Origin of the sequence: Streptomyces resistomycificus (genome assembly GCF_001514265.1) — a bacterium.
Classification (GTDB): Bacteria; Actinomycetota; Actinomycetes; order Streptomycetales; family Streptomycetaceae; genus Streptomyces; species Streptomyces resistomycificus.
This window is the reverse complement of record NZ_KQ948988.1, coordinates 317,395-341,569: the sequence shown is the minus strand read 5'-3', so window position 1 is coordinate 341,569 and position 24,175 is coordinate 317,395. Positions and strand designations below refer to the sequence as shown.

The 24,175-nt window shown below is 70.9% G+C and carries 17 protein-coding genes and 1 pseudogene; 10 read left to right on the top strand and 8 right to left on the bottom strand.

Features of this window, described 5'->3' with window-relative positions; translation table 11 throughout:
• Nucleotides 1-20: 20 nt before the first annotated feature.
• The 7 genes from AQJ84_RS01420 to AQJ84_RS01390 all read right to left on the bottom strand — a co-directional run bounded on the left by AQJ84_RS01420 (nt 21) and on the right by AQJ84_RS01390 (nt 11,210).
• Complete coding sequence (locus AQJ84_RS01420; protein ID WP_053192255.1) at nt 21-1,622, bottom strand: carboxylesterase/lipase family protein; 1,602 nt, start codon at nt 1,620-1,622, stop codon at nt 21-23.
• A gap of 175 nt (nt 1,623-1,797) precedes the next feature.
• The gene (locus AQJ84_RS01415; protein WP_030044818.1) at nt 1,798-3,045 is read right to left on the bottom strand and encodes an alginate lyase family protein; all 1,248 of its coding nucleotides are present in this window, start codon (nt 3,043-3,045) and stop codon (nt 1,798-1,800) included.
• A 38-nt stretch (nt 3,046-3,083) separates the two neighbouring features.
• Nucleotides 3,084-6,434, bottom strand: coding sequence for an alginate lyase family protein (locus AQJ84_RS01410; protein WP_225877456.1), 3,351 nt, complete (start codon nt 6,432-6,434; stop codon nt 3,084-3,086).
• On the bottom strand, nt 6,431-7,969 hold the full coding sequence (locus tag AQJ84_RS01405; protein ID WP_053192253.1) for a glycosyl hydrolase family 28 protein: 1,539 nt from the start codon (nt 7,967-7,969) through the stop codon (nt 6,431-6,433). The genes AQJ84_RS01410 and AQJ84_RS01405 overlap by 4 nt, the downstream gene beginning before the upstream one ends.
• A 33-nt stretch (nt 7,970-8,002) precedes the next feature.
• Nucleotides 8,003-8,866 (bottom strand): carbohydrate ABC transporter permease, encoded by an 864-nt coding sequence (locus tag AQJ84_RS01400; protein ID WP_030044821.1) that lies wholly within the window; start codon nt 8,864-8,866, stop codon nt 8,003-8,005.
• A complete protein-coding gene (locus AQJ84_RS01395; protein WP_030044822.1) occupies nt 8,863-9,861 on the bottom strand; it encodes a carbohydrate ABC transporter permease in 999 nt (332 codons plus the stop codon). Before AQJ84_RS01395 ends, AQJ84_RS01400 begins: the two co-directional genes overlap by 4 nt.
• Entirely contained in the window at nt 9,858-11,210 is a 1,353-nt protein-coding gene (locus AQJ84_RS01390) for an ABC transporter substrate-binding protein (RefSeq protein WP_030044823.1), read from the bottom strand. The genes AQJ84_RS01395 and AQJ84_RS01390 overlap by 4 nt, the downstream gene beginning before the upstream one ends.
• 566 nt (nt 11,211-11,776) lie before the next feature.
• Here AQJ84_RS01390 and AQJ84_RS01385 point away from each other — a divergent pair.
• The 9 genes and pseudogenes from AQJ84_RS01385 to AQJ84_RS43830 form a co-directional block, all read left to right on the top strand.
• A complete protein-coding gene (locus AQJ84_RS01385; protein ID WP_198536359.1) occupies nt 11,777-12,790 on the top strand; it encodes a hydroxyacid dehydrogenase in 1,014 nt (337 codons plus the stop codon).
• A gap of 379 nt (nt 12,791-13,169) precedes the next feature.
• Complete coding sequence (locus tag AQJ84_RS01380; RefSeq protein WP_030044824.1) at nt 13,170-14,258, top strand: LacI family DNA-binding transcriptional regulator; 1,089 nt, start codon at nt 13,170-13,172, stop codon at nt 14,256-14,258.
• A gap of 471 nt (nt 14,259-14,729) precedes the next feature.
• Nucleotides 14,730-16,061 (top strand): ABC transporter substrate-binding protein, encoded by a 1,332-nt coding sequence (locus AQJ84_RS01375; protein WP_030044825.1) that lies wholly within the window; start codon nt 14,730-14,732, stop codon nt 16,059-16,061.
• A gap of 11 nt (nt 16,062-16,072) precedes the next feature.
• Nucleotides 16,073-16,957: a carbohydrate ABC transporter permease gene (locus AQJ84_RS01370; RefSeq protein WP_030044826.1), complete on the top strand. Its 885-nt coding sequence runs from the start codon at nt 16,073-16,075 to the stop codon at nt 16,955-16,957.
• Nucleotides 16,957-17,868: a carbohydrate ABC transporter permease gene (locus tag AQJ84_RS01365; RefSeq protein WP_198536358.1), complete on the top strand. Its 912-nt coding sequence runs from the start codon at nt 16,957-16,959 to the stop codon at nt 17,866-17,868. The genes AQJ84_RS01370 and AQJ84_RS01365 overlap by 1 nt, the downstream gene beginning before the upstream one ends.
• Nucleotides 17,865-19,451 (top strand): family 43 glycosylhydrolase, encoded by a 1,587-nt coding sequence (locus tag AQJ84_RS01360; RefSeq protein WP_030044828.1) that lies wholly within the window; start codon nt 17,865-17,867, stop codon nt 19,449-19,451. The genes AQJ84_RS01365 and AQJ84_RS01360 overlap by 4 nt, the downstream gene beginning before the upstream one ends.
• Before the next feature lie 190 nt (nt 19,452-19,641).
• A complete protein-coding gene (locus tag AQJ84_RS01355) occupies nt 19,642-20,685 on the top strand; it encodes a LacI family DNA-binding transcriptional regulator (RefSeq protein ID WP_053192250.1) in 1,044 nt (347 codons plus the stop codon).
• Nucleotides 20,686-20,776: 91 nt separating this feature from the next.
• Nucleotides 20,777-21,364 carry a hypothetical protein gene (locus AQJ84_RS01350; RefSeq protein WP_030044830.1) on the top strand — a complete coding sequence of 196 codons (588 nt, stop codon included), beginning with the start codon at nt 20,777-20,779 and terminating at the stop codon, nt 21,362-21,364.
• Nucleotides 21,365-21,480: 116 nt separating this feature from the next.
• Nucleotides 21,481-21,610 (top strand): annotated as a pseudogene (locus AQJ84_RS43830) (IS630 family transposase); the annotation flags it as partial.
• A 71-nt stretch (nt 21,611-21,681) separates the two neighbouring features.
• Here the strand turns inward: AQJ84_RS43830 and AQJ84_RS01345 are convergent.
• On the bottom strand, nt 21,682-22,725 hold the full coding sequence (locus AQJ84_RS01345; protein ID WP_030044831.1) for a GlxA family transcriptional regulator: 1,044 nt from the start codon (nt 22,723-22,725) through the stop codon (nt 21,682-21,684).
• Nucleotides 22,726-22,861: 136 nt separating this feature from the next.
• Here AQJ84_RS01345 and AQJ84_RS01340 point away from each other — a divergent pair, with 136 nt between their 5' ends.
• Nucleotides 22,862-23,788: an NADP-dependent oxidoreductase gene (locus tag AQJ84_RS01340; protein WP_053192248.1), complete on the top strand. Its 927-nt coding sequence runs from the start codon at nt 22,862-22,864 to the stop codon at nt 23,786-23,788.
• The last annotated feature ends 387 nt before the right edge of the window (nt 23,789-24,175 follow it).

Here is a 24,175-nt window from a genome sequence, read left to right as displayed (position 1 = left end):
TCCCGGCGGGCCGGCCGGGATCAGGGGCGGCGGGGGACGTCTCCGGGGCGGCGCAGGCGGCGTACCACCGCACGCAGCTCCGTCCCGCGCGGGCGGGCGTCGGGCAGCGGCGGCGGGGCGGGGGCGCTCTCCCGCGCCGCGGCGTCCGCCGTCCACACCGCGAACTCCCGGTCGCGCGGACCGTACGCCGTGTGCGGCCGCCCGTCGCCGAAGACCCGAACCGGGTGGGTGGCGTCCCACGCCTGCCAGCCGGGGTCGCCCTCGACGGCGAACCGCACCCACGCCCCGTGCATCGCGTCGGCCAGCTCCCGCGGGGTGTCCCGGCCGGCGAGCTTGGCGGAGTCGGGTTCGTCGCCGGTGTCGAAGACGAAACCGAGTTCGAGGGCGTGGCAGGCGCCTAGCCCGGGGAGGTTGGAGGGCCAGGCGAACTCGTAGACGTACGACGATCCCGGCCGGGCGTCGGCGAGGCGGTGCAGCGGGCGGCGGAGCAGGTGGTCGGTGACCATCTGGCCCACGAGTTCGGCGGTGCCGGCCTCGGGATGCAGCGCGCGGTAGCCGCGGGGCACCTCGTGGCCGCAGTGGCAGCGGGCCATGGCGCCGGCCAGCGCGACCGCGCCGAGCCGGTCGACGCGGTCCAGGAGGCCGCCGGGGACCAGCCACAGGCGGTACTCGTCGCGCGTCCAGCCCGTCATCAGGTCGACGCCCCGGGCCGCGTCGCCCGCCACCAGAGCCTCCAGCGGGTCGCGCGGCACCAGGTCGCCGTCGACGACGATCCCGAAGGCGGGGCCGCCGAGCACCGGGCTGCTGAGCCGGCCGACCTCGGCCTGGGTGCGCAGCAGCAGGTCGCGGTCGACCTCGGCGAAGGCGGCCGCGGTGGCGGGGATCCGCAGCCGGGTCGCCATCCGGCGCACCATCCGCCGTACCTTGTCGCGGTCGCTCGCCTCGGGCGGCCCGCTCTGCAGGACGGCCCGCCGCACCAGGCCCTGGGCCCGCGGGGCGGCCAGCAGGGCGCCGGCGCTGATGGCGCCGGCGGACTGGCCGCACAGGGTGATCCGGCCGGGGTCGCCGCCGAAGGCCGCGATGCTCTCGTGCACCCACTCCAGCGCGGCGAGCTGGTCGCGCAGGCCGGGGTTGGCGGGGGTGTCCGGGAACAGGCCGTAGCCCTCCACACCGAGCCGGTAGTTGACCGAGACGAAGACGATCCCGTCGCGGGCGAAGGTCCGCCCGTCGTACACGGGCACGGCCGAGGAGCCGCGGGTCAGGGCGCCGCCGTGCAGCCACACCACGACCGGGAGCCGGGCTGTGGGGCCCGGCTCCGGAGTCCACACGTTCAGGTTGAGGCAGTCCTCGCCGGGCACGACCGGGTCGGACAGGTACTGCGCGAAGGCCTCGGAGTACGGCGGTTTCGGCGCCGTCGGCCCGAAGGCGCCCGCGTCGCGCACCCCGTCCCAGGGCTCGGGCGGCTCGGGGGGCCGAAACCGGCGCGGTCCGAAGGGCGGGGCCGCGTAGGGGATGCCCCGGAACACCGCGACACCGTGTTCGTACCGGCCTCGTACGGCCCCGTACGGGGTCGGGGCCACCGGGTCCAGGCCCGGCCCGTCCGTCTGGTCTGCTGCCGTCATGCGCCCACCAGCCTCCCGCACCGCGCTCGTGCACCGTGAACAACAGAGCACCACAGGAGCGCCGGGTATTCCGGCGCACGAGCGCGATCGGGGGCTGTTCGGGGGACACCGCCGCCGGACGCGCCCGGGCGGGGACGGCGGTGAACCGCACGCCGGTGGGCACGTCGGTGGGCGGCTACTTCGCGTACATCAGGGTGCCGAGGCCCAGCTGGTCGTAGCCGCCGCTGTCGGAGCCGTAGTCACCTCCCCCGCCCTCGGGGGCGATGGAGAAGCACATCTGGGAGATGTACTTGTCGTCCAGGTTCACCCGCCGGTTGTAGTGGTAGTGGAGCATCGCCCACACCGGGCGGACCTGCCCCCGGGAGGTGGAGGAGATCACCGTCTGGGACGACTGGGCGCAGCTCTGGCCGGTGCCCCAGGTGTAGGTGGTGAAGGGCACGTCGCCGCCGAGGTTGTACTTGGCGACGTACTGGGCGGCCTTCATGAAGCGGCGGCCGTCGTAGGAGTACAGGTCCTCGCCCTGGTTCCACGCCATCTCGCAGATGGCGCCCATCTGGCCCATCCCCATCATGGTGTGGCCCTGGTCGCGTCCGGACTCCTGCCACTGGCCCAGCGCGTAGCCGGCCGAGTCGGTGTACAGGTAGGGCACGGCGTGCGCGAGGGAGCCGTTGCCGGCACCGGACTTGAAGTAGGTGACGGCCTGGTCGTACTTGGCGCCGTCGTCGTTGAGGATCCCGATGGCCAGGACGGAGGCCATGTTGCACAGGTCCCAGTTGGCCCAGTAGTTGGTGATGCAGGCGTCGTTGTGGTTGGTCAGGAAGCTGTTGTTGAGCGGGTAGAACACCTTGACGAGCATGTCCTGGCAGGCGGCGAGGTCCAGCGCGTCGTAGTCCCGCATGAGTTCGACCGCGTTGGCGAACTGCCAGCCGTAGAGGCCGGCCGCGAGGAACCGGTCGGCGTTTCCGGTGACCGAGGTCAGGGTCGTCGCCCAGGCGTTGAGGATTCTGGCCGCGCACTGGGCGTTCGCCTCGGTGCCGCCGACCCGCCAGCGCAGCGCGTTCTGGTAGGCGGCGGCGATGTCCTGGTAGAGGAGGCTGTAGTTCTGGCCGGTGCCGCCGCGGATGATCGTGGCGGTGGCCCGGGGTGTCCAGGTCGACTGGGAGCGGGCGTTGGCGACCAGCTTGTTCCAGCCGGACAGCCAGGGGTCCGTGCCCTCGGCGACCCTGACCTTGGCGCGGTTGATGTCTCCGGCGTTGTGCAGCATGCCGGGGTGGGTGAAGGCCGAGGGCGCCGCGTCCGCCGTGGTGGCGGCGAACGTGGAGCCCAGAGCGAGAGCTGCGGTGAGACCGCCGGCGGTCCTGAACAGACCGCGGCGGCTCAACTCGGTTTCCTGGAGGTACCGGTGGGGGGAGGTGCGGCTCATGCGGCTCATGGCGGTGCTTCTCCAATCCGTGGGGGGATCTAGAGGGGCGTGATGCTCACCCCTTCGAACCGTGCGGTGGCGAGGGCCAGCGGGCTGCGGGAGCAGACCACGAGACCCACGTAGTAGGGGGCGTCACCGAAGTCGGGGACCTCGCCGGAGGCGAGGGCGGTCCAGGTGGCGCCGTCGTCGGTGGAGACGGCCGCGGTGAAGGCACTCCCGGCGCGCCTCAGCCGCAGCAGCAGGGGAAGTCCGACGCCGGAGGTCCCGGAGAAGGCGGAGGCGCCCGCCACCGTCCTGCGGAGCATCAGCTGCGCGGTGCTCCCGCCGGTGACGATCGCCCCGGCCGCCTGGTCGAACGGCGACAGCGACTTGGCCATCAGCAGTCCCACCCGGTCGGCGGTGGCTCCGGTACGGGAGACCAGCCGGGCGGTGAACTCGCAGTCGCCGGTGACGGCCCGCCTCACGAACTGGCCTGTCATGCCCTGGTTGTTGACGGTGAGGTCGGTGCCGGCGCCACGCACCACGAAGGTCCCGTCCTCGTGTGAGGTGCTGCCGGGGGTCCGGACCGCGACCACGCCGAGCGTCCCGTAGGCGCGCTCGTCGAGGATCACGTCGCCGAGGTCCGCGTGGGTCCACGGGGCCGGCGGCGGGGTGCCGACGGTCAGGGTGAGCGTGCCGGTGGCGTCGCCGGCCGCGTTGCCCGCCCCGGTGGTGACCGTGAACTCGCCGGTCCTGGTTGGGGTTCCGTGGATCAGGCCGGTGCGCCGGTCGACGCGCAGTCCGTCGGGCAGGCCGCGCGCGGTGAACCGTACGGGCTCGTGCGAGGCCCGCAGCAGGTGCCGGAAGGCGGCTCCCTGGTTGGCGAACGCGGTGGTGGCGGAGGTGAGTTGGGGCAGGTCGGGGGCCGGCATCCGCGCGGTGACGGGGGCCGACAGCGGGCCGCGTCCGGCGGTGTTGGTCTTGGCCACGGCGTAGTGGTACGTCGTCCCGGGGCTGCCGGTGGCGTCCGTGTACCGGATGCGGGTGCCGGACCCGACCGGCCCGACGCCGGTCGCGACGGTCGCGTAGGGGCCGTCGGCGTGGGGGGCGCGCAGCACCCTGTAGCGGGCGGAGAGGTCGGGGTCGGTCCAGGCCAGGCAGACGGCGTCGGCACCGCCGGTGGCCTTCAGGTCGCCCGCGGTGCGGGCCGGCTTCGGCATGGACCAGACCTCGCCGGACGAGGAGGAGGTGACGGTGACGTTGTCGAAGGCCCCGGTGCCCGTGTCGGCGTACTCCTCGTCGACGCCCAGGCAGGAGGTCAGGACGAGGCCCGCGTACGCGGTGCGCCCCAACGCGACCTCGGTGGAGCCGACCTGGGTCCAGCGGATGCCGTCCGGGGAGATGGCGCCGGTGCAGCGGCGGCCCTTGCGGGTCACCCGCACCCAGTAGGGCGCGCGCAGCCGGTAGCCGTCGCCCGCGCCCTCGACGTACGGCGCCTCGAGCGGGGTCGCCGACTCGGGCAGGCTGCCGAGGCCGGAGATGGGGAAGGCGGCGGACGTGGTGATCGTCTGCTGCTGGGTGGGCGGTACGGGTGTGCTGCCGGTGCCCGTGACGTCGGCCCCGTCGGCCGGACGTACGCTCCACACCCCGCTCCAGGTGTGCAGCGGCAGCCCCTGGACGAGCATGGCGGCGTGGGCCGCGTCCGCTTCGAGGGAGGCCCGGAGGGTGACGCCGATCTTGGAGTACTGCGAGCTGAGCGGCCACACGATCCGCGCGGTGACCGTGCCGTCGCCGTGCAACGGCAGGTGGGCGAGACGGTAGGTCTCGGCGGTCCCGGAGGCCTCCAGCACGAACCGTTCGCCGTCGAAGACGGCGGAGCCGGGGATCCGCACGTCGCCGAGGTCCCGGGTTGCCCACGGGGCGGGGAGAGCGGCACAGGCCGACGCGGCGGCCGAATCACCGCTGTGGCCCTGGGAGTTGGCGGCGACGACGGTGTAGTAGTACGTCCGCCCGGCGCGCACCCGGCGGTCCGTGTACGTCGGTTCGTCGACGCGGTCGGCGATCTTCTCGTACGGGCCCTCGGGTCGCTCGGCCCGGCGGACGGTGTAGGTGCTCGCCCAGGCCGACGGCAGCCAGCCGACGGTGATGTCCTCGCCGTCCCCCACCGCCGTGACGCCCGCCGGTGGCGTGGGCACGCTCGCTGCCGGGGCGGTCGTGCCGGCGTAGGCGAAGGTGCCCCAGCCGGGCAGGTCGTCGTTGCCGCCCTCGATCAGGCGGGCGCCGCCGGTGCCGCGGAAGACGGCCGCCCTGGTGTACGGCGCGTCGAGGCCGCGGACGCCCGTGTAGTGGGCGTAGGCCATCTCGTAGACCGGGGGCAGGGCGCCGCGCGCCTTGTCGGAGACGGTCGTCTTGATGTACTTGCCGGTGCGGTCCAGGTCGGGTGTGAAGGGGACGTCGCCGCCGAGGTTGTAGCGGGCGGCGTACTCGAAGTTCGCGAGGACGCGGTTCTCGTCGTATCCCCACAGGTCGACGCCCTGGTTCCAGGCGACCTGGGCGAGGTCGCCCGTCAGGCCGACGGCGAGCTGCTCGTGGCCCTGGTCGCGGCCTGCCTCCTGGCCCTGGCCGGCGCCGGTGACGACGCGGTGCGCGATGCTGCCGTTTCCCGCGCCGGCCGCGGCGAAGCGCAGGGCGTCCTCGAAGAGGGTGGGCTGTTCGCAGAAGACGCCGATGGCCAGGATGGTCTGCAGGGCCGTCAGGTCCCAGTTGCCGTTGGCGTAGAGCATGTATCCGGACACCGCCGGATACCAGACGTCGAGGAAGGAGTCCTCGCAGCGGGCGATGTCCGCCCCGGCCCAGCCGTCGTAGCCGGTGTGGCGCAGCAGTTCGGCCGCGTTGACGAACTTGAAGGCCTGCAGGCCGGCGCCGAGCGGGCCGTCGGCCCCGGTGACCGTCGTCAGGGAGGCCGACCAGGCGTTGAGGATGTCGCGGGCCTTGTCGGCGTTCGCGCGGTTGCCGGTGACGGCCCACATGAGGGCGTTCTGGTAGGCGGCGGCCGAGTCGGCGACGGCCTGGTTCTGGAAGTTGGTCGGGCCGCGTCCCCAGGAGGTGATCTGGCCGGTGTTCTGGACGGCGTACGTCGCCTGGGAGCGCGCGTGCGCGGCGAACGCGAGGTAGCCGTCGTGGACCGGCGACTCCTTCGCGGCGACCGCGGCCTTCATCCGGGCGAGGTCGGCGGCGCCGTGCAGCAGCCCGGGGTGCGTGAAGACCCGGCTGCCGGTGGCCTGCGCGGCGGCCCGTGCGGTGCCGGGCGCGAGCAGTCCGCTCGCGCCCGCCACCAGCAGCAGGGCGGCCGTGCCGCCGAGGAAGCCCCGGCGGCTCGGGGCGGTGGTGTGCGGGGGCATGGTGCTCATGACGCGGCGGCCGCCTCGGCCTCGGCGGTCGTGATGAACCTGAGGTTCGTCACGTGCTCGTTGGCGAACCACTGGATCGTGTCCGTGGTGTAGTACCAGCTCGGCTTCTTCATCGAGTCGGCGACGACGAGACCGTTGACCACCAGGTTCTCGAAGGTGATGTCCTTGATGGCGTGGCGGGCGTCGTAGCCGAGAAAGAGGGACGGCTTGGCGTTCGTGCCCGTGTAGCTGAGGTTCTTGACGTAGACGTCCTCGATGCCTCGGCCTACCGAGGTGTTGTACTTCGTGTTGTACATGACCTTCATGTAGATGACCTGGCCCCAGCGGAAGTCCTCGATCCGTACGTCCTCGATGCGGACGTTCTTGATCAGGTTGGAGTCGCCGGGGTTGAGGGCGATGCAGCCCTGGTAGTTCATCTGCGGTTCGCGGTGGTCGAGGATGTCGAGGTTCTTGAAGGTGAGCTTCTTCAGTACCTCGGGGTTGTCGGTGTTGCCGTGGGTACCGACGTTGATGGGGTGGGCGACGTCCGCCCAGAGGGTGGAGTTGCGGACGGTGATGTTCGTGGTGTCGCCGTAGTACTCCCAGCGGTGGGTGTAGATGGCGATGCAGTCGTCGGAGTTGCGCATGAAGACGCCGTCGATGACGACGTTGCTGCTGCAGAAGACGTCGATGCCGTCGCCCCAGCCCTTGGAGCTGAAGGAGCCGAGGCCCTTGATGGTGACGCCGGTGGCCTCGCCGAGCTGGACGGCGTAGCCGTTCGGGTTGAGCACGGTGACGGCGCCGATGGAGATGTTCCTCGAACTCTCCACGAGGGCTCCGCCGCCCGCGGTCCCGGCGAGCACGCCGCGGCCGGCGATCCCGGCGTGCTCCACGTTGCGGAAGACGACGGTCGCCTTGAGGACGGCGCCGCCGTCGAGGTACACGGTCTTGCCGGAGGGGACGTTCAGGTAGCCGTCGGCGGTGGTGTGGACACCGGGGCCGTAGTAGAGGACGTTCGGGTCGTCCGCGGCGGGCTTCTTCTTCTCGACGGCGCGGGCGAACAGGTGGAGGACGTCGAAGATGTCGTCGTTGATCTGGACGACGACGTTGCGCGGCCTGTCGAGCGTGAAGCGCAGGGTGTCACCGAGGAGTTCGGGCTTGATGCCGTAGGAGTCGGGTCTCACCCGGGCCTTGGTGGTGCCGCCCTTGAGGTAGGTCACCTCGATCTCGACGGATCCCTGGAAGTCGAAGTACGCCAGCGAGGAGTTGTAGATCTTGCTCGACCCCGTGGTGGGGTTGATCTCTCCCAGCTGCGGGCGCCAGATGTCCAGGGTCTGCCAGTCGCCGTCGGGGGTGGTACGCACCCGCACCCTGAAGCTGGTGTTGGTCGGCATGGCGGCGGGGCGGGGATAGGTGACGAGCTGCGGCGCCGCGTCGGCGTCGGCGTCGGCGTCGGCCGCCCGGGCCGCCGTGGCCGTCAGACCGGTGAGGCCTGCGGCGAGCACGGTGGCACCGGCCGCCTGGAGGGTGGTACGGCGGGACAGGGGCGTGTTCATCCGGGAACTCCTTGCGACAGGGGTGGGGTGGGGCTACTTGAGGCCCGAGGTCGACATGCCGGCGACGAAGCCGCGCTGGGCGATGAGGAAGATCAGCAGGATCGGCACCACGTACATCACGGACGCCGCGGCCTGGAGGTTGGTGATGGGTGTGCCGGCCGAGGAGACGTAGGTCGACATGACGGCGACGGCGAGTGTGGACTTGTCGGTGGACAGCAGCAGTTGGGGGGCGATGTAGTCACCCCAGGTCCAGGTGAAGGCGATCACGAAGCTCGCGCTGAGCACCGGCCAGGACTGCGGCAGGAAGATCCGCCAGAAGATCTGGCCGTACCCGCAGCCGTCGACGATCGCGGCCTCCTCCAGCTCGCGGGGCAGACCGGCGAAGAACTGCCGGAAGAGGAAGACCAGGTACGGGGCGGACGACAACCCCCACAGCACCCACGGCCAGTACGTGTCGACCATGCCGAGCTTGGCGAAGATCAGGTAGGTCGGCAGCAGGGTGATCATCTGGGGCAGCATCATCGAGCCGATGAGGATGCCGAACAGCACCTTCTTGCCGGGGGCGGACAGCCGGGCGAAGCCGTAGCCGACCCAGGCCGAGCTGAGGGTGACGAGGCCGCCGTAGACGAAGGCGATGATCAGGGAGTTGCGGGCGTAGCCGAGGAAGTCGATCAGGTCGAAGGCGTCGGCGAAGTTGTGCCACTGGAAGTCCGCGGGCACCCAGTGCACGGGGGCGGAGGCCAGTTCGCCCGGGGACTTCAGGCCGGTGAGCACCAGCCAGCCGAAGGGGCCGAGGAACAGTCCGGTGACGACGACCAGGACCGTGTAGAGGACGATGCGGTTGACCCGTATCCGCACGTGGACCGGCGACTTGGGGGGCAGGCTGGTGGCGGTCACTTCTTCGCCTCCGGGTCGACGTTGTAGAACACCACACCGGACGTGAACCTGAAGATGAGGCCGGTCGCGATGAGGATCAGGACGAAGAGCACCCACAGGAGCGCGGAGGCGTAGCCGTACCGTCCGAGCGCGAAGTACTGCGCGAACACGTGGATCATGTACGTGTAGTTGGACTGCGGGACGGTGGTGATGCCGCCGGTGGTGGACAGGGGCGCCAGCAGCATCGGCATGACGGTCTGCACCGAGGCGATCACCCCGGTCACGGTCTGGAACAGCAGCACGGGCGACAGCAGCGGCACGGTGATGCTGCGGAAGGTCCGCCAGGAACCCGCGCCGTCGATACGGGCCGCCTCATGGAGCTCACGGGGCACGTCCTGGAGCCCGGCCAGCGAGATGATCATGATGTTTCCGGCGCCCCAGAGCACCGTCATCACCAGTACGTAGCGGGCGTAGGGGTCGGCGAGCCAGCCGACGGCGTCGAAGCCGAGGAACGTCAGGACACCGTTGGTGGCACCGGCGTTCTGGTCGAAGAGGTTCTTGAAGGCGATACCGGCACCGACCGGCGGCACCACGGCCGGCAGATACAGCAGGGTGCGGAACAGACCGCGCGCCTTGACCGGCCGGTTGACCAGAACGGCGAGGCCGAGGCCCGCGATGATCGACAGCGGCACCGAGACCACCGCGAACAGGCCCGCGCGCCCCAGGGAGTCCCAGGTCACCGAGTCGTTCATCAGCTCGCGGTAGTTGCCGAGGCCCACGTAGTGCCAGTTCGGCGAGATACCGTCGAACGTGGTGAAGCTCAGCCACAGCGCGTACGCCATCGGCACGATGGTCAGCAGCAGGAACCCGACGATCCACGGCGAGACGAACATGTAGAACGCCCGGTGGCGGCGCGCTGTCATCGAGGACCGCGGGCCCTCCGCGGTCCGGGTCGGCCCGGTCCTCGCGGTCGAGCGGAGCCGGTCCGCGACCGTGGACATCTGATCGACCGTCATCCCACCTGCTCCTTACCGCGCTTGAGCTGCTCGTTGATCACCGAGTTCAGGCGTCCCGCGAGGGTGTCGACGGAGATCTCGCCCTTCATCGCGGCCGGGGCGGTCTGGTTGAAGAGCGCTTCGAACGAATCCCCCGTGGTGTACGGGGAGAAGGCGACCACCGAGAAGTGCTCGAGCTCGTTCTCCTGCACCTTCAGCACACGTTTCTGCTGGTCGTCCTGGGCCGGCATCAGCGGCCGCAGTGAGGTCAGGGTGGGGATGCCCCAGCCGCCGGCGGCCCGCGCCTTGGCCGGTGCCTCGCCGAAGAACCACTCGAAGACCCGCCACGCGGCGTCCTTGTTCTTCGCCTTCCTCGGCATCCACAGTCCGGTACCGCCCTGGCAGGCGCTGATCCGCGGACCGCCCTCGAAGACCGGGGTGGGGGCGAGCCGGGAGACCTTCGCCAGCTTCCCGTCGGTGGCGATCATGCCGCCCATCCAGTAGCCGGAGTTGCACATGGCCAGCCGCCCGGCCTGGAAGGTCGGCCCGTCCCAGCCGTTGGGGTCGGGCAGGACGAGGCTCGCGCCGACCTTGAGCTTGCAGTAGTCGACGTACCAGGCCAGGGCCTTGCGGGCCTCGGGGGTGGTGAAGTCGATCCGGGAGAAGTCGTCGCTGAAGAGGCTGCCGCCGGCGGACGCCGTGAGCGTCGACAGGAGGGTGGCCTTGTACAGACCGTTGTAGGTGCCGCCGAACACCCTCGTCTGCCCCTTCGACCGCTGGACCAGACGCTGTGCGGTCTCCAGCCACTCCTCGTACGTGACCGGGTCGAGCTCCGGCGGGTAGTCGACCGCCTTCTCGTCGAAGGCCGTGGTGTTGTACCAGTACATGGAGTCCTGGGAGAAGTCCTTCGCCATGCCGTAGCGCGGGCCCTTGCCCTGCGTGGTGCCGTCGTAGCGCCACAGGTCGTTCACCGGGTCGAGGTCCTCGACCCTGAGCACGCGGCTCCCGGCGAAGTAGCCGTCCAGTTCCTGCATCACGTCCCGCGCCGCGAAGTACGCCGCGTCCACGGCGCCGACGCCGCGCACCAGGTCCGGCGGGTTGCCGCTGGTGAGCATCGCGATCAGCTTGGTGATGTCGTAGTCGACCCGCTTGATCGAGACACCGGTGTCCTTCAGTGCCTGCCGGACGAGCTCCGGCGTGATGTCGTCGGCCTTGACCATCATGGTGATCGTCTCGCCCGAGCCGCCGCCTGCTCCGTTGGACACCTGCAACGCGCAGCCGCTCAGCGCCGCCGCTCCGGTCGCGGCACCGGCTGCGGAGAGGGTGAGAAATCGGCGGCGGCTCAGGGGGGCACCGGCATGTGGGCGCATGAACGCACCACCTCCTGCTCTGTCCGTTCGAGGTGTCGACCAAGAGACCGGTCGGCGATCGCGGTAACCGGTTAGGCAACCGGTTGTTACGCATTGGGGCAGAGCTTCTTCCTGTCCGGAAACGGCGTCAAGAGGCTTGACGAACTTTCGAAAAGACTGTGTAACCTCGACGTCATGGGCCGATCGGTCGAACGGGACCGGGGGAAAGCGTCCTGATCTGCGAAGAGGCCGGCGAACGGGTCGGTGAGGTCGACTGATCGAACGCCGGGAACCGGTTGTCATGCCCGGCGGCCCGGTCTGGCCGACCCGGGTCGGAGCACGGGCGGGGTCCACCCCTGCGCCCACCGGGGTCGTCACCCGTTCACGAGCCGGGGACCTTGGAGCGCACCACAGGCCCGCAGTAAGCGATTTCAGGACACCCGGCGCTCCCGGCCTCGCCGACACCGGTACCGAACCCCGCCCGATCCCCCGTCCTGCCGATTGACCGCTCGTCATCGCCAGATCTACGGTAGAAGACGCTTTCTGAAAATGTTTCCGTGCTTCCAGCATCCTGTGTCAGGAGAGACATGCCCAGCCCACAGCCACCCAGGGCCGTGTTCGCGATGGATCCGGTGCACCTCCCCCTGCTGTTCCCGCCGCCCCTCATGACCCGGCTGACACAGGCGGCCCACCTCGACCCCGCCCTCGTCGTCCAGGACTTCACCGACCCTGCCGCGGCCGACGCCCTCGCCCGGGCCGAGGTGCTCATCACCGGCTGGGGCTGTCCCCGCCTCGACGCCGCCGTCCTCGCCGCCGCCCCCCGGCTCCGCACGGTCCTGCACGCCGCCGGCTCCGTCCGCTCGCTGGTGGGCGAGGAACTGTGGACACGCGGGATCACCGTCTCCAGCGCGGTCACCGGCAACGCCCTGCCCGTCGCGGAGTACACCCTCGCGATGATCCTGCTCGCCGGGAAGGACACCTTCACCCACCGCGAGCGCTTCCGCGCCACCCACACCTACCCCTCCCCCGCCGAGACCGCGCACACCGGCAACGTCGGCCGCCGCGTCGGGGTCATCGGCGCCTCCCGGGTAGGCCGCCGCCTCCTCGAACTGCTCCGGCCGTTCGACTTCTCGGTGCTGCTGCACGACCCCTACGTCAGCACCGCCGAGGCCGCCGCGCTCGGCGCCGAACCGCTCCCGCTGGACGACCTGCTCCGGCACAGCGACATCGTGTCCCTGCACGCCCCGGACATCCCCGAGACCTACCGCATGCTCGACGCCGGCCGGCTCGCCCTGATCAGGGACGGCGGCATCCTGATCAACACCTCCCGAGGCGCACTGGTCGACCCCGACGCGCTGACCGACGAACTCGTCTCCGGCCGGCTCCACGCGATCCTCGACGTCACCGAACCCGAACCGCTCCCCGCCGGGTCACCGCTCTACCGCCTCCCCAACGTCTTCCTCACACCGCACATCGCGGGGTCACTCGGAAACGAACTGGAGCGACTGGGACGGATCGTCGCGGAGGAACTCGAGCGGCTGGGGGCGGGACTGACGCCCACCCACGAGGTACGGCAATCGGATCTGGCCCGGGTGGCCTGAACGATGGCTCGGTCGCCTGTGCCTGACGGCTCGGTCGCCTGTGCCTGACGGCTCGATCGCCTACGGGGCCCTCCCCGCCGGTGTCGGGAGGAGAAGTCCCCCTGCCACCCATCCCGCACCCGGCGCCGCACCCTCCCCTCGCCCCCGGCTCGGCCGCCTACCACCCGGCGCCCCCTGCGATCCGCCCCACCCGCTCCAGGCCACCGGCAGAAACAATGGGATACGGTTTCCGCACCGGCGCGGACCCGGGCCCCGGGCCTGAACCGGCGAGCGGGCCGGGAACCGGCCGGAGATCCGCCGGGGCCACGGCCGTCCGGCGCAGCAGCCGAAGCAGTCGTAGCGCTGCGCGGCGACACGCAACGATGAAGGAGCCGCAAGGGTGAGTCAGCGCAAGGCGGCCGGTGACGCCGGACGGTCCACCATCCGCGACGTCGCGGAGCGGGCGGGCGTCTCCGTCGCGAGCGTGTCCCGCGTCCTGTCGGGCAACTACCCGGTCTCGGAGGAACTGCGCCGCCGGGTGATGAAGGTCGTCCAGGACCTGGACTACGTCACCAACGCCCACGCCCGTTCCCTCGCCGGGGGCGGTACGCCGACGGTCGCCATCCTGATCAACAACATCACCGGCGCGGCCTTCGCCCACGTCGCCAAGGGCGTGGAGGGCGCGGCCACCCTGCGCGGCTGGCTGTCCCTGGTCGGCACCACGGGCGACGACCCCGAGCGGGAACTCGCGCTGGTCAACCTCATGCGCCAGCAGGGCGTGGCCGCCGTGGTGCTGCTCGGCGGCGCCTACGACTACGACGAGTACCAGCTGCGTATGGCCCGCTTCGCCCGCTCCCTGGACGCGGCCGGATCCCATCTGGTCCTGGTGGGCCGGCCGCCCCTGGAAGGGGACGTGCCGGCCACGACGGTCGACTACGACAACGAGGGCGGCGCCTACGCGATGGCCAGCCATCTGCTGTCGGCCGGTCACCGCAAGGTCCTGGTGCTGCCGGGTCACGCCGAACTGACCACCGCCCAGGGCCGGTTGCGGGGTGCGGAGCGCGCTTTCGAGGCGTACGGCGTGCCCTTCGGACCGGGCATGGTGCGGCACGGCCCGTACGACTACGAGCACGGGTACGAGGCAGTGCAGGACAGTCTGCGCGCCGGGCTCGACTTCACCGCGGTACTGGCGGGGACCGACGTGGTCGCCGCGGGCGCGATGCAGGCGCTGCGCGCGGCCGGCCTCAGGGTGCCGGAGGACGTCTCGATCGTCGGCTACGACGACATCCCGCTGGCGTCCCAGCTCACGCCCCAGCTCACCACCGTGCACGTGCCGTACGAGGAGATGGGCCGGGTCGCCCTGCGCGCGGTGGCCGACCGGCGCGAGGGCGGCTCGGGTCGCCGCAAGGGCAGCGACGGCGACCATCTGGTGCTGGGCACCCATGTCGTCGTACGGAACTCGGTGCGGCCGCCCGCCCAGCGCACCTGACGCGAGCGGCAACGGCAACGGCACTGGCAGTGGCAGTGGCAGTGGCAGTGGCAGTGGCAGTGGCAGTGGCAGTGGCAGTGGCGTTCAGCTGCGCTGGAAGATCGTAGTTTCGTAAACGTTTTCCGGAGATTTTTCACGAGGCCGTGGCGGCGGCCCGGTCATCCCGCGTACCGCACATGGGCGCGACGCAATGACATCTGACCTGCACAGATCCCGGGCCGCCCGCACACCGGCGCCCTCGACCCGCACGTGACCGCCCGGACAAACCGCCGTAACAAATTGCCGTCCACCTCTTGCTATGGACGCGGCCGTCAGCCTACGGTCCCAGCAACCGCTTACTACAGCTTCCGCTTGGCCGACCCCCCGCAACCGCGAGCCGATGGTTTCCGGCCGCCGTTCCCGGCCGGCGCAAAGACGCCGCTTGCTCTCCTCCTCTCTGAGACGCCCTACTTTCCGAAGGAACACGGTCAGATGAACTTCACCAGCCCCCGGAGAAGGTTCGCCCGCGCAGCCGTGGCGGGACTCGCGTTGACAGGTCTGCTCTCCGCGTGCGGCGGATCGGACTCCGGCGACGCCAAGGCGTCCGGCCCGGTCACCCTCCCCTTCTGGGGCTGGGCCAACGGCCAGGACGCCGTAGTGAAGGCGTTCAACGCCTCGCACAAGGACGTCAAGCTCAAGTACACGAAGGTCACCGACCAGCTGACCATGCAGAAGCAGCTGACCAACGCGGTCAAGGCCGACAACGCGCCCTGCCTGGTGCAGAACACCGCCGAGTACGTCACGAGCTGGGTCTCGCAGGACGCGCTCGCCGACATCACGAAGTACGTCGAGTCGAGCAAGGACCGGTTCAACGCCGGCTCCTGGGCGAGCGCGCAGGTGCAGGGGAAGACGTACGGCGTTCCCACCAGCTCCGCCCCGAACTTCACGATCTACCGCACCGACCTCTTCGAGAAGTACGACCTCAAGCCGCCCACGACCTGGGACGAGTTCGTCGCGGCGGGCAAGGTGCTGAAGAAGCACGGAGTCAAGATCACCAACTTCGCCGGTGAGGACCCCAGCACCCTGGAGGTGCTCGCCATGCAGGCCGGGGCGCACTGGTACGCGATCGACGGCAACGCCTGGAAGGTGGACTTCCAGGACGCGGGCACCCTGAAGGCCGCCAAGGTGATCCAGGAGATCATCGACAACGACCTCAACTCCAAGCTGTCCTTCGCGGACTACGCGGCCGTGCAGCGCAACTACGACACCGGCGGCACCGCGACCCGGCAGATCTCCACCTGGCAGATGGCGGGCATGGTGCAGAACTTCACCAAGTCCTTCGGCAAGTGGGCCCTCGCGCCGTGGCCGGCGTTCACCGGTGAGGCCGCCAAGACCCCGGCCGGGACGAACCTGACCGGCAGCGTGACCCTGGTGACCAAGGGCTGTGCGCACCAGGAGCAGGCCGCCGAGGCGGCGCTGTGGATGTCGACGAACGCGGACGCGGTCAAGACGATGGCGAGTCCGGAGACCGGCAACGGCGTGATGCCGGCGCTCAAGGACAGTGACACGTACGTCGGTGAGGCGATCTCCCAGAAGCTGCTGGGGACGAACTACGAGCCGGCCAAGAAGGTCGTCACCGACAGCCTGGGCACCGTCACCTCCGACTGGGTCTACGGGCCGAACTGGACCGCCATGTTCACCGAGATGCAGGCGGGCTGGGCCAAGGTCGTCAACAAGGAGGAGAAGGTCACCGATCTGCTGGCGCACATGCAGGAGTGGACGGTCAAGGACCTGAAGTCCCGCGGCATCAGCGTCAAGGGCTGAGGCTACTCACGATGATTCGCTCCCTGCGCTGGAAGGGCGCCGCCTTCACGGTGCCCTTCCAGCTCGGCTTCGTCTTCCTGTACCTGATTCCGATCGGCTACGCGGTCTACCAGTCGCTGTTCAAGGTGCAGCAGTCCGGGCTCGGGCTCGGCGGCTCCACGGAGGAGTTCGCCGGGCTCGACAACTACCGGCAGGGGCTGACCGACTCGGCGTTCATGGGCTCGGTGCTGCGGGTGGTGCTGTTCGCCTGTGTGCAGATCCCGGTGATGCTGGTCATCAGCCTCGTCCTGGCACTGCTGCTGGACGCGGTGACCTCGAGGGTGGCGAGCCGGTTCCGGATCCTGCTGCTGGTGCCGTACATGATCCCCGGGGTGGTCGCCGCCCTGGTGTGGATCAACCTCTACAGCCCCGACGTCGGCCCGCTGACGCCGATGGGCGAGGTGCTGGGCTTCGACTGGAACTTCTTCGCGCCCTCGATGGTGTGGCCGGCCATCGGCAACCTGCTGACCTGGCACGGCATCGGCTACAACATGGTGATCATCTACTCGGCGCTCCAGGGCGTGCCCCGTGAGCTGTTCGAGGCCGCGCGCCTGGACGGGGCCTCGGAGCGGCGGATCGCGCTGAGCATCAAGATCCCCTACGTGCGGGGCGCGCTGGTGCTGACCGGGATGCTCTCGGTCATCCAGATGCTGCAGATCTTCAACGAGCCCGCGCTGTTCCGCAACGTCACCCCGCAGACGGTCAGCGACAGCTTCACCCCGATCATGATCATCTACAACCAGGCGTTCAACGCCGGCAACTACCACTACGCCGCCGCCCTGTCGGTGCTGCTCGCCCTGATCCTCGGCGTCGCCTCCTTCCTGTTCTACCGGCTCACCTCGAAGGAGGCCGCCTGATGGTGATGACCGACAACGCCACCGAGCGGGAATCGCGTCCGCTACGGCGGATCAGCAGTCCCGACCCCGTCGCGCGCGGTCGCGGTGGGCAGCGGTTCCTGCTGGTGGGCCTGGTGCTGGCGAGCGTCTACAGCCTGTTCCCGGTGTGGTGGCTGATCGTCGCCTCCACCAAGGACCGCACCGGGCTCTACCAGACCAACGGCCTGTGGTTCTCCGGCTGGCACCTGTGGGACAACCTGCACCAGCTGTTCACCTACGAGGACGGCATCTTCCTGCGCTGGACGGCCAACTCCTTCCTCTACGCGGGAGTCGGCTCCCTCGGCGGCACGCTGCTCGCCCTCGCCACCGGATACGGCCTCGCCCGTTTCGACTTCCCCGGGCGCAGCCTGGTGTTCGCGTGCGTGGTGGGCTCGTTCCTCATCCCGATCGCGCTGCTCACCCTGCCGCTGTACCTGCTGTTCTCGGAGATCGGCCTGGTCGACACGCCCTGGGCGATGCTCATCCCCTGCCTGATCAACCCCTTCAGCGTCTACCTCGCCAAGGTGTACACCGAGGCCACCATCCCCTTCGAGCTCCTCGAGGCGGCCCGCATCGACGGCGCCGGCGAGTTGCGGATCTTCTTCAGCATCGTCCTGCGGATGATGACGACCGGCGGCGCCACCGTCTTCCTGCTCGCCTTCGTCAACACCTGGAACGCCTTCTTCCTGCCGCTGACCGTGCTGCGCGGCGAGGAGAACTGGACCCTGAACCTCGGCCTGTACAACTGGTCCGGCAAACGACTGGAGTCGGGCGTCGACCTGACCAGCCTGGTCCTGACCGGCGCGCTGCTCTCCATCGTGCCCATGGCGATCATGATGGTCGCGATGCGCCGCTACTGGCGGACCGGTGTGACGCTGGGGGCCCTGAAGTGACCGTGCTGCGCAACCCGGTGATCCGGGGCTTCGCCCCCGACCCCTCACTGGTCAGGGTCGGCGACTGGTACTACGTGGCCACCAGCTCCTTCGAGTGGTTCCCGACGATTCCCATCCACCGCTCCCGGGACCTCGCGCACTGGCAGTACGCGGGTCACGTCCGGGGCGCGGTACCCGGCGACTCGCTGGCGGGCGTCCCCGACTCGGGCGGCGTCTGGGCGCCGTCCCTGAGCTGGGACGGTGAGCGGTTCTGGATGGTCTACTCGGTCGTCCGCTCGGTCGGCACGCCGTACTTCGACCTGGACACCTACGTCTGCACGGCCACCGACGTGAGCGGTACGTGGTCGGCTCCGCGCCGGGTCGCGAGCCACGGCTTCGACCCCGCGCTGTTCCATCACGAGGGCCGGCTGTGGCTGCTCAACATGCAGAGCGACCATCGTCCGGGCGGGCGACGCTTCGCCGGCATCGTGCTGACGGAGCTGGACCGCCGGACGCTGGCCCCGTCCGGTGCCACCCACCTCCTCCTCCAGCACGAACGGCTCATCGAGGGGCCGAAGTTGGTGCACCGCGACGGCTGGTACCACCTCGTCCTCGCCGAGGGCGGCACGGGTGTCGAGCACGGGGTGCTGGTGGCGCGCAGCCGCGCGATCACGGGACCGTACGAGCTGGACCGCCAGCCGCTGCTGACCACCCGCGACGATCCGTCGGTGCCGCTGCAGAAGGCCGGGCACGCCGAGCTGGTGCAGACGCCGGACGGCGATTGGGTGATGAGCCACCTCGCCGCCCGCCCGCTGCGAACGGCTCAGGGACCGCGCTGCCCTCTCGGCCGCGAGACCGCCGTCCAGGCGCTGACCTGGGACGAGGACGGCTGGCCCCGGCTGCGGGACGGGGGCTGGCATCCGGCGGTCGAGGTCGACGTACCGACGAGGAGGCAGGAGCTCGCAGCCGCCGCTGATACCGGTGAGCCGCTGGGCTGGCCGTGGAGCACCCTGCGGGAACCCGCCGACCCGTCCTGGGCCGACACCGTCGCCCGGCCGGGCTGGATCCGGCTGCGCGGCCGGCACGGTCCCGAGTCGTGGTGGGCGCACAGTCTGCTGGCCCAGCGGATCACCGAGCACCGTGCCGAGGCCGAGGTCACCGTCGAGGCGCGGCCGCGCACCTTCACCCAGGCCGCAGGGCTGGTGCTCTGGTACAACACCGAGGCGTATCACGCCCTCGACCTGACCTGGGCGGAACCCGAGGGCGCGGGGCAGCACGGCCAGCAGTGGGAGGGCGGCGGGCGTACGGTGCTCAGCCTCGTGGAGCGCGAGGAGGGCGCCACCCGGACGGCGGCCGTGGTGGAGGTCGACGCGGATTCGCCGCTCACCCTGGGTGTGACGGTCGACGGGGTGGAGGCGCGGTTCTGGTACGTGCGCGAGGGCGTGCGCACACCCGTCGGTCCGCCGCTGGACTTCGGCAAGCTCTCCGACGACCACGGATCCAGGCTGCGCTTCACCGGGGCGATGGCCGGCGTCCATGCCGTGGATCTCGTCGACGGGGCGTTCACGGCCGACTTCACGGGCTTCCGGCTCACCTGCTGGTAGCCGTTCCGCCCCAGTCCGGAGTTTCGAAAGCCGGGGTGCGCCGAGAGCGGCGTAGTCCTGCCCCTTCCCGAGGTCCGGCCGCGAACCTAGGGTAGAGAGCGCTTACTATCCACGTGGTCCGGCACCGCGCGGTGGCAGCGCTGGTCGAAACTTTCATGGCCCTCGGGCGGGCCGGAGAGGTGGTTCCCCTATGGTCCGCACGGAGAGTGCGAGTGTGACGGCCGGGCCGACCCTGGCGGTCGTGGCCCGGGAGGCGGGCGTGTCCGTGCCCACCGCGTCCAAGGTGGTCAACGGACGGGAGGACGTCGCTCCCGAGACCCGCCGCCGGGTCACCGAGGCGCTCGACCGGCTCGGTTACGTGCGCAGACCCCGCTTCGAGGCGGCGAAGGCGTCCGGGCTGGTCGACCTGGTCGTGCACTCGCTGGAGAGCTCCTGGTCGGGCGCGGTGCTGCACGGTGTGGAGGCGGCGGCGCACGACGCGGGCCTGGAGGTGGTGGTGTCGGCGGGGCTCACCCGGACCCGCGGCGGCCGCCCGGAACGCGGGTGGCTCGACAAGCTCATAGCCCGCGGCTCGTCCGGCGTCCTGTTCAACCTGGCCGAGCTCACGGAGTCCCAGTACGTCTGGCTGAACCAGCACCGCATCCCCTACGTGCTGATCGACCCGGTGCTGGAACCGCCGCCGGGCGTCGTGTCGGTGGGCGCGGCGAACTGGCAGGGCGGGGTGACGGCCACCGAGCACCTGCTGTCCCTGGGGCACGAGCGCATCGCCGTCATCGCCGGTCACCAGCGCAAGATGTGCAGCAGCGCCAGGGTCGCCGGCTACCGCTCGGCACTCGCCGCCGCGGGGATCCGCCAGCGGCCCGAGTACGTCCGTCACGCCGGGTTCGACGAGAGCGTCGCCTGCCGCCGGATGCGGGAGCTCCTCGACCTGCCCGAGCCGCCGACGGCCGTCTTCGTCTGCTCGGACCGGATGGCCCTCGGGGTGTACGAGGCACTGGCCGAACGCGGGTTGAGCGTGCCGGACGACATGAGCGTCGTCGGCTTCGACGACCTCCCCGAGGCCCGCTGGCTCGCCCCGCCCCTCACCACGGTCCGCCAGCCGCTGTCGGAGATGGCGGCGACCGCGCTACGCCTGCTGGTGCGGATGATGGCGGGTGACCGACCGGAGAGCACCCGCACGGAACTGTCCACGCGGCTGGTGGAGCGGGCGAGTACGGCGGGGCCCCGGGTCTGAGTGTCCGCGCGGGCGGGCGGAGGGAACCGGACGAACCCGGCTCTGGCCGCGGGTCTAGGGTGGAGCGCGTGATCGAGCCTGGCGGGATCTAGTGGGTGCGCCTGACGGGACCTATGCGATCCGGTACGGGTGGAACGCCCGTGTCGCGGGTTCCTTGCTGTTCCTCGCCCTGGTGGCCGCGGGTGACTTCGCCCCAGGGCCCCTCGCCCCGCAGGACGGTCATGTCGAGGGGCTCTTCGTTCCGCTCGTCGCCGCGCTCGTCCTGCTGCTCTCCACCCGCAGGACCGCCGTACGCGTCGGCCCGGCCGGCATCACGCTGCGCCGCGCGGCCTTCCTCGGCCGGCGCGAAGTCCTGCCCTGGTCGGCGATCGCCTCCGTCGCCCTGGTGCTGACGCCACGCGCGGAGAGCACGCTCACCGTCCTGTGGCGCGGGACGGACACCCCGCCGCCGGACCTCCCGGCCTCCCCCGCGCTAAGGGAGCTCGACACGTACCTGGACACCCAGGTGGAGCCCGACTTCGTGGCGGCCTTTCGCGGGACCACGATGACGACGGTCGGCATGGACCTGTGCAAGGTGGACCCGGTCCGCCTCAGGACCGCGCTCCGGACGTTCGCACCCGACGTCCGTCTCTTCGGGGACCTCGCGTCCCAGGGTTCCCAGGGCCACCAGGACTCCTAGGGCTCCCGGGACTCCCAGGGCTCCCGGGACTAGTGCTGTGACCGCATAGGTTCGCCGGGTCGGCGGTCGTGGCGGTTGCATGTGCGGTGACATCCGATCCGACCGCTGGAGGCGCGGTGGCCGAGCCCGTCCGTGTGCGCAGACTGACCGACCACGAGGGGCAGAAGCTGCAGCAGATCGTGCCGGGGCAGCACGAGTTCGGTGCGCTACCGGCGGGCGATGATGCTGCTGGCCCCGCTGGAGGGGGCACCGGCAGCGGCTGATCAGGCGGATCCCGGCCGACCCGCGGAGCGGGGATGTGCGGCGCTGATGTGTCCTCAGACGCCCGCTTCCACCAGGTCGTCGGTATGGAAGGTGCGGCGGTAGGAGGCGGGTGAGACACCGAAGGTGGTGCGCATGTGGGCGCGCAGGGAGTTGGCGGAGCCGAAGCCACAGCGGTGGGCGACCAGGTCGATGGACAGGTCGGTGGTCTCCAGCAACTGCTTGGCCAGTTCCAGGCGTTGCGCGGTGAGCCACTGCACGGGGGTCATGCCGACCTCGTCGCGGAAGCGGCGGGTGAAGGAGCGCAGGCTCATCCGGGCGTGTTCGGCCAGGCGGTTCAGGGAGAGGGGTTCGCCGAGGTGTTCCAGGGCCCAGGCGCGGGTGGCGGTGGTGGTGGCGACGGTGGGTTCGGGCACCGGGCGGTCGATGTACTGGGCCTGGCCGCCGTCCCGCCAGGGCGGGACGACGCACGCGCGGGCGGCGCGGTTGGCGGCGGCGGCGCCGTGGTCGCGGCGGATCATGTGCAGGCACAGGTCGATGCCGGCGGCGACGCCCGCGGAGGTCAGGACGTCGCCGTCGTCGACGAAGAGGACCTCCTCGTCGACCTTGACGCGGGGGTAGGCGCGGCGGAACTCGGGGGCGAGGTTCCAGTGGGTGGTGGCGGGCCGGCCGTCGAGGAGGCCCGCGGCGGCCAGGACGTAGGAGCCGGTGCAGATGGACACCAGGCGGGTGCCGGGCCGGATGCCGGCGATGGCCGCGGTGACCTCGGGCGGCAGCGGGCCGCCGCGGCCCAGCTCGGGCATGGCGTGCGTGGGCGGGACGATCACGGTGTCCGCGGCGGCCAGGGCCTCGGGACCGGCCGCGGGCTGCACGGTGAACCCGGCGTCGCTGAGGACCGGGGCGCCGTCGGCGGTGCAGACGGTGACCTCGTACAGCGGGCGTGAGCCGGCGTCCAGGACGCTGCCGAAGACGCGGGAGGGGATGCCGAGTTCGAAGGGCGGGACGCCGGGCAGGGCGAGGACGGCGATGCGGTGCCGCCCGGCCGCGTCGGCGCTCGGGTCGGGGCTGGGGTCGGTGCACGGCCACTGCATCTCGCTCATGGCCAGATCCTGTCACATAGTGGCCAGACGGCCAACACCATGGTGGGGGCGGCTGACGGATCGTGGACTGCGTCGCGCCGGGAAGGGCCCGGGCGACCGGTATCCGATCAAGACGGAAAAGAGTGAGGCGGACAGCATGCGTGCGGTGGTCGTGGAGCAGTGGGGCGGACCGGAGATGCTCGTGGAGCGTGAGGTCGCCCGGCCCGAGCCGGGACTGAACGAGGTCCTGGTGCGGGTCCACGCGGCCGGCGTGAACCCGGTGGACTTCAAGACCCGGGCCAGCGGGGCCCTGATCGAGTGGGGCGAGGTCCCGGCGGTCGGCTGGGACGTCTCCGGCACCGTGGAGGCCGTCGGACCGGGCGTGGGGATGTTCCGCCCCGGGGACGAGGTGTACGGCATGCCACTGTTCCCGCGGCAGGCCGGCGCCTACGCCGAGTACGTCGTCGCCCCGGCCCGCCACCTCGCGCCCAAGCCGGCGAACCTCACCCACGTGCAGGCGGCGGCGCTGCCGCTGGCCGCGCTGACCGCCTGGCAGGCCCTGGTGGACACCGCCGGGGTGCGCGCCGGTGAGCGGGTGCTGGTGCACGCGGCGGCCGGCGGGGTCGGCCACCTGGCGGTGCAGATCGCCAAGGCCCGCGGCGCGTACGTCATCGGCACGGCCAGCGCCGGCAAGCACGACCTGCTGCGGCAGCTGGGCGCGGACGAGGTGATCGACTACCGCACGGTCCGCTTCGAGGACGCCGTCGGGGACGTGGACGTGGTGCTGGACGGGCTCGGAGGCCAGAACGCCGAGCGGTCCCTGAAGGTGCTGCGCCCGGGCGGCCGGCTGATCACCCTGCCCGGCCCCGACGACGTCCCCGCCGCCGTCCCCGGCCACGTGCGGGCGGTGTGGATGCTGGTCGAGCCCGACCACCTGGGTCTGCGCGAGATCGCCGCCCTGGCCGAGCGGGGCGCGCTCACGCCCGTGGTCGAGGCCGTCGTCCCGCTGGCCGAGGCCGCGAAGGCGCACGAGATCGGCGAGCAGGGCCGCACCACCGGGAAGATCGTCCTGAGCGTCGCCTGACGCCGGCCGCCCCGGCCGGGTCGGCTGCGGGCAGGTGGAGCGGGACCGGAGCCCCGGGAATGACCGGTCCCGGGGCTCCGGGCGCGGCCGAACGGGACGGGGCGGACCTGCGGGCACGGCCGACTGCTGTGCCGTGACCCCGCTGACGCCGTGTTCGGCGAACAGTTCGCGGGCTGCGGTCATGATGCGCTCACGCTTGGCCTGCTTGGCCCGCTCGCGGCGCCCGATCGGCATGTACCGCGTCCCATGGGACCTCCCTTGACAATAATCCTGAGCAGACTCATAATTGAGTGCAATCGGATTAATGGAGTGAGGCTAGGCCCCATGTCACGCCGAATTGGCTGATCTGGCCTCACATCTGGATAAACAGGATGAAGAGAAGGAGTA

Coding starts and splice junctions, on each gene's coding strand:
- AQJ84_RS01420 (WP_053192255.1), bottom strand. CDS start 1,622: ATGACGGCAGCAGACCAGACGGACGGGCCGGGCCTGGACCCGGTGGCC.
- AQJ84_RS01415 (WP_030044818.1), bottom strand. CDS start 3,045: ATGAGCCGCACCTCCCCCCACCGGTACCTCCAGGAAACCGAGTTGAGC.
- AQJ84_RS01410 (WP_225877456.1), bottom strand. CDS start 6,434: ATGAGCACCATGCCCCCGCACACCACCGCCCCGAGCCGCCGGGGCTTC.
- AQJ84_RS01405 (WP_053192253.1), bottom strand. CDS start 7,969: ATGAACACGCCCCTGTCCCGCCGTACCACCCTCCAGGCGGCCGGTGCC.
- AQJ84_RS01395 (WP_030044822.1), bottom strand. CDS start 9,861: ATGACGGTCGATCAGATGTCCACGGTCGCGGACCGGCTCCGCTCGACC.
- AQJ84_RS01390 (WP_030044823.1), bottom strand. CDS start 11,210: ATGCGCCCACATGCCGGTGCCCCCCTGAGCCGCCGCCGATTTCTCACC.
- AQJ84_RS01385 (WP_198536359.1), top strand. CDS start 11,777: ATGCCCAGCCCACAGCCACCCAGGGCCGTGTTCGCGATGGATCCGGTG.
- AQJ84_RS01375 (WP_030044825.1), top strand. CDS start 14,730: ATGAACTTCACCAGCCCCCGGAGAAGGTTCGCCCGCGCAGCCGTGGCG.
- AQJ84_RS01370 (WP_030044826.1), top strand. CDS start 16,073: ATGATTCGCTCCCTGCGCTGGAAGGGCGCCGCCTTCACGGTGCCCTTC.
- AQJ84_RS01365 (WP_198536358.1), top strand. CDS start 16,957: ATGGTGATGACCGACAACGCCACCGAGCGGGAATCGCGTCCGCTACGG.
- AQJ84_RS01355 (WP_053192250.1), top strand. CDS start 19,642: ATGGTCCGCACGGAGAGTGCGAGTGTGACGGCCGGGCCGACCCTGGCG.
- AQJ84_RS01345 (WP_030044831.1), bottom strand. CDS start 22,725: ATGAGCGAGATGCAGTGGCCGTGCACCGACCCCAGCCCCGACCCGAGC.
- AQJ84_RS01340 (WP_053192248.1), top strand. CDS start 22,862: ATGCGTGCGGTGGTCGTGGAGCAGTGGGGCGGACCGGAGATGCTCGTG.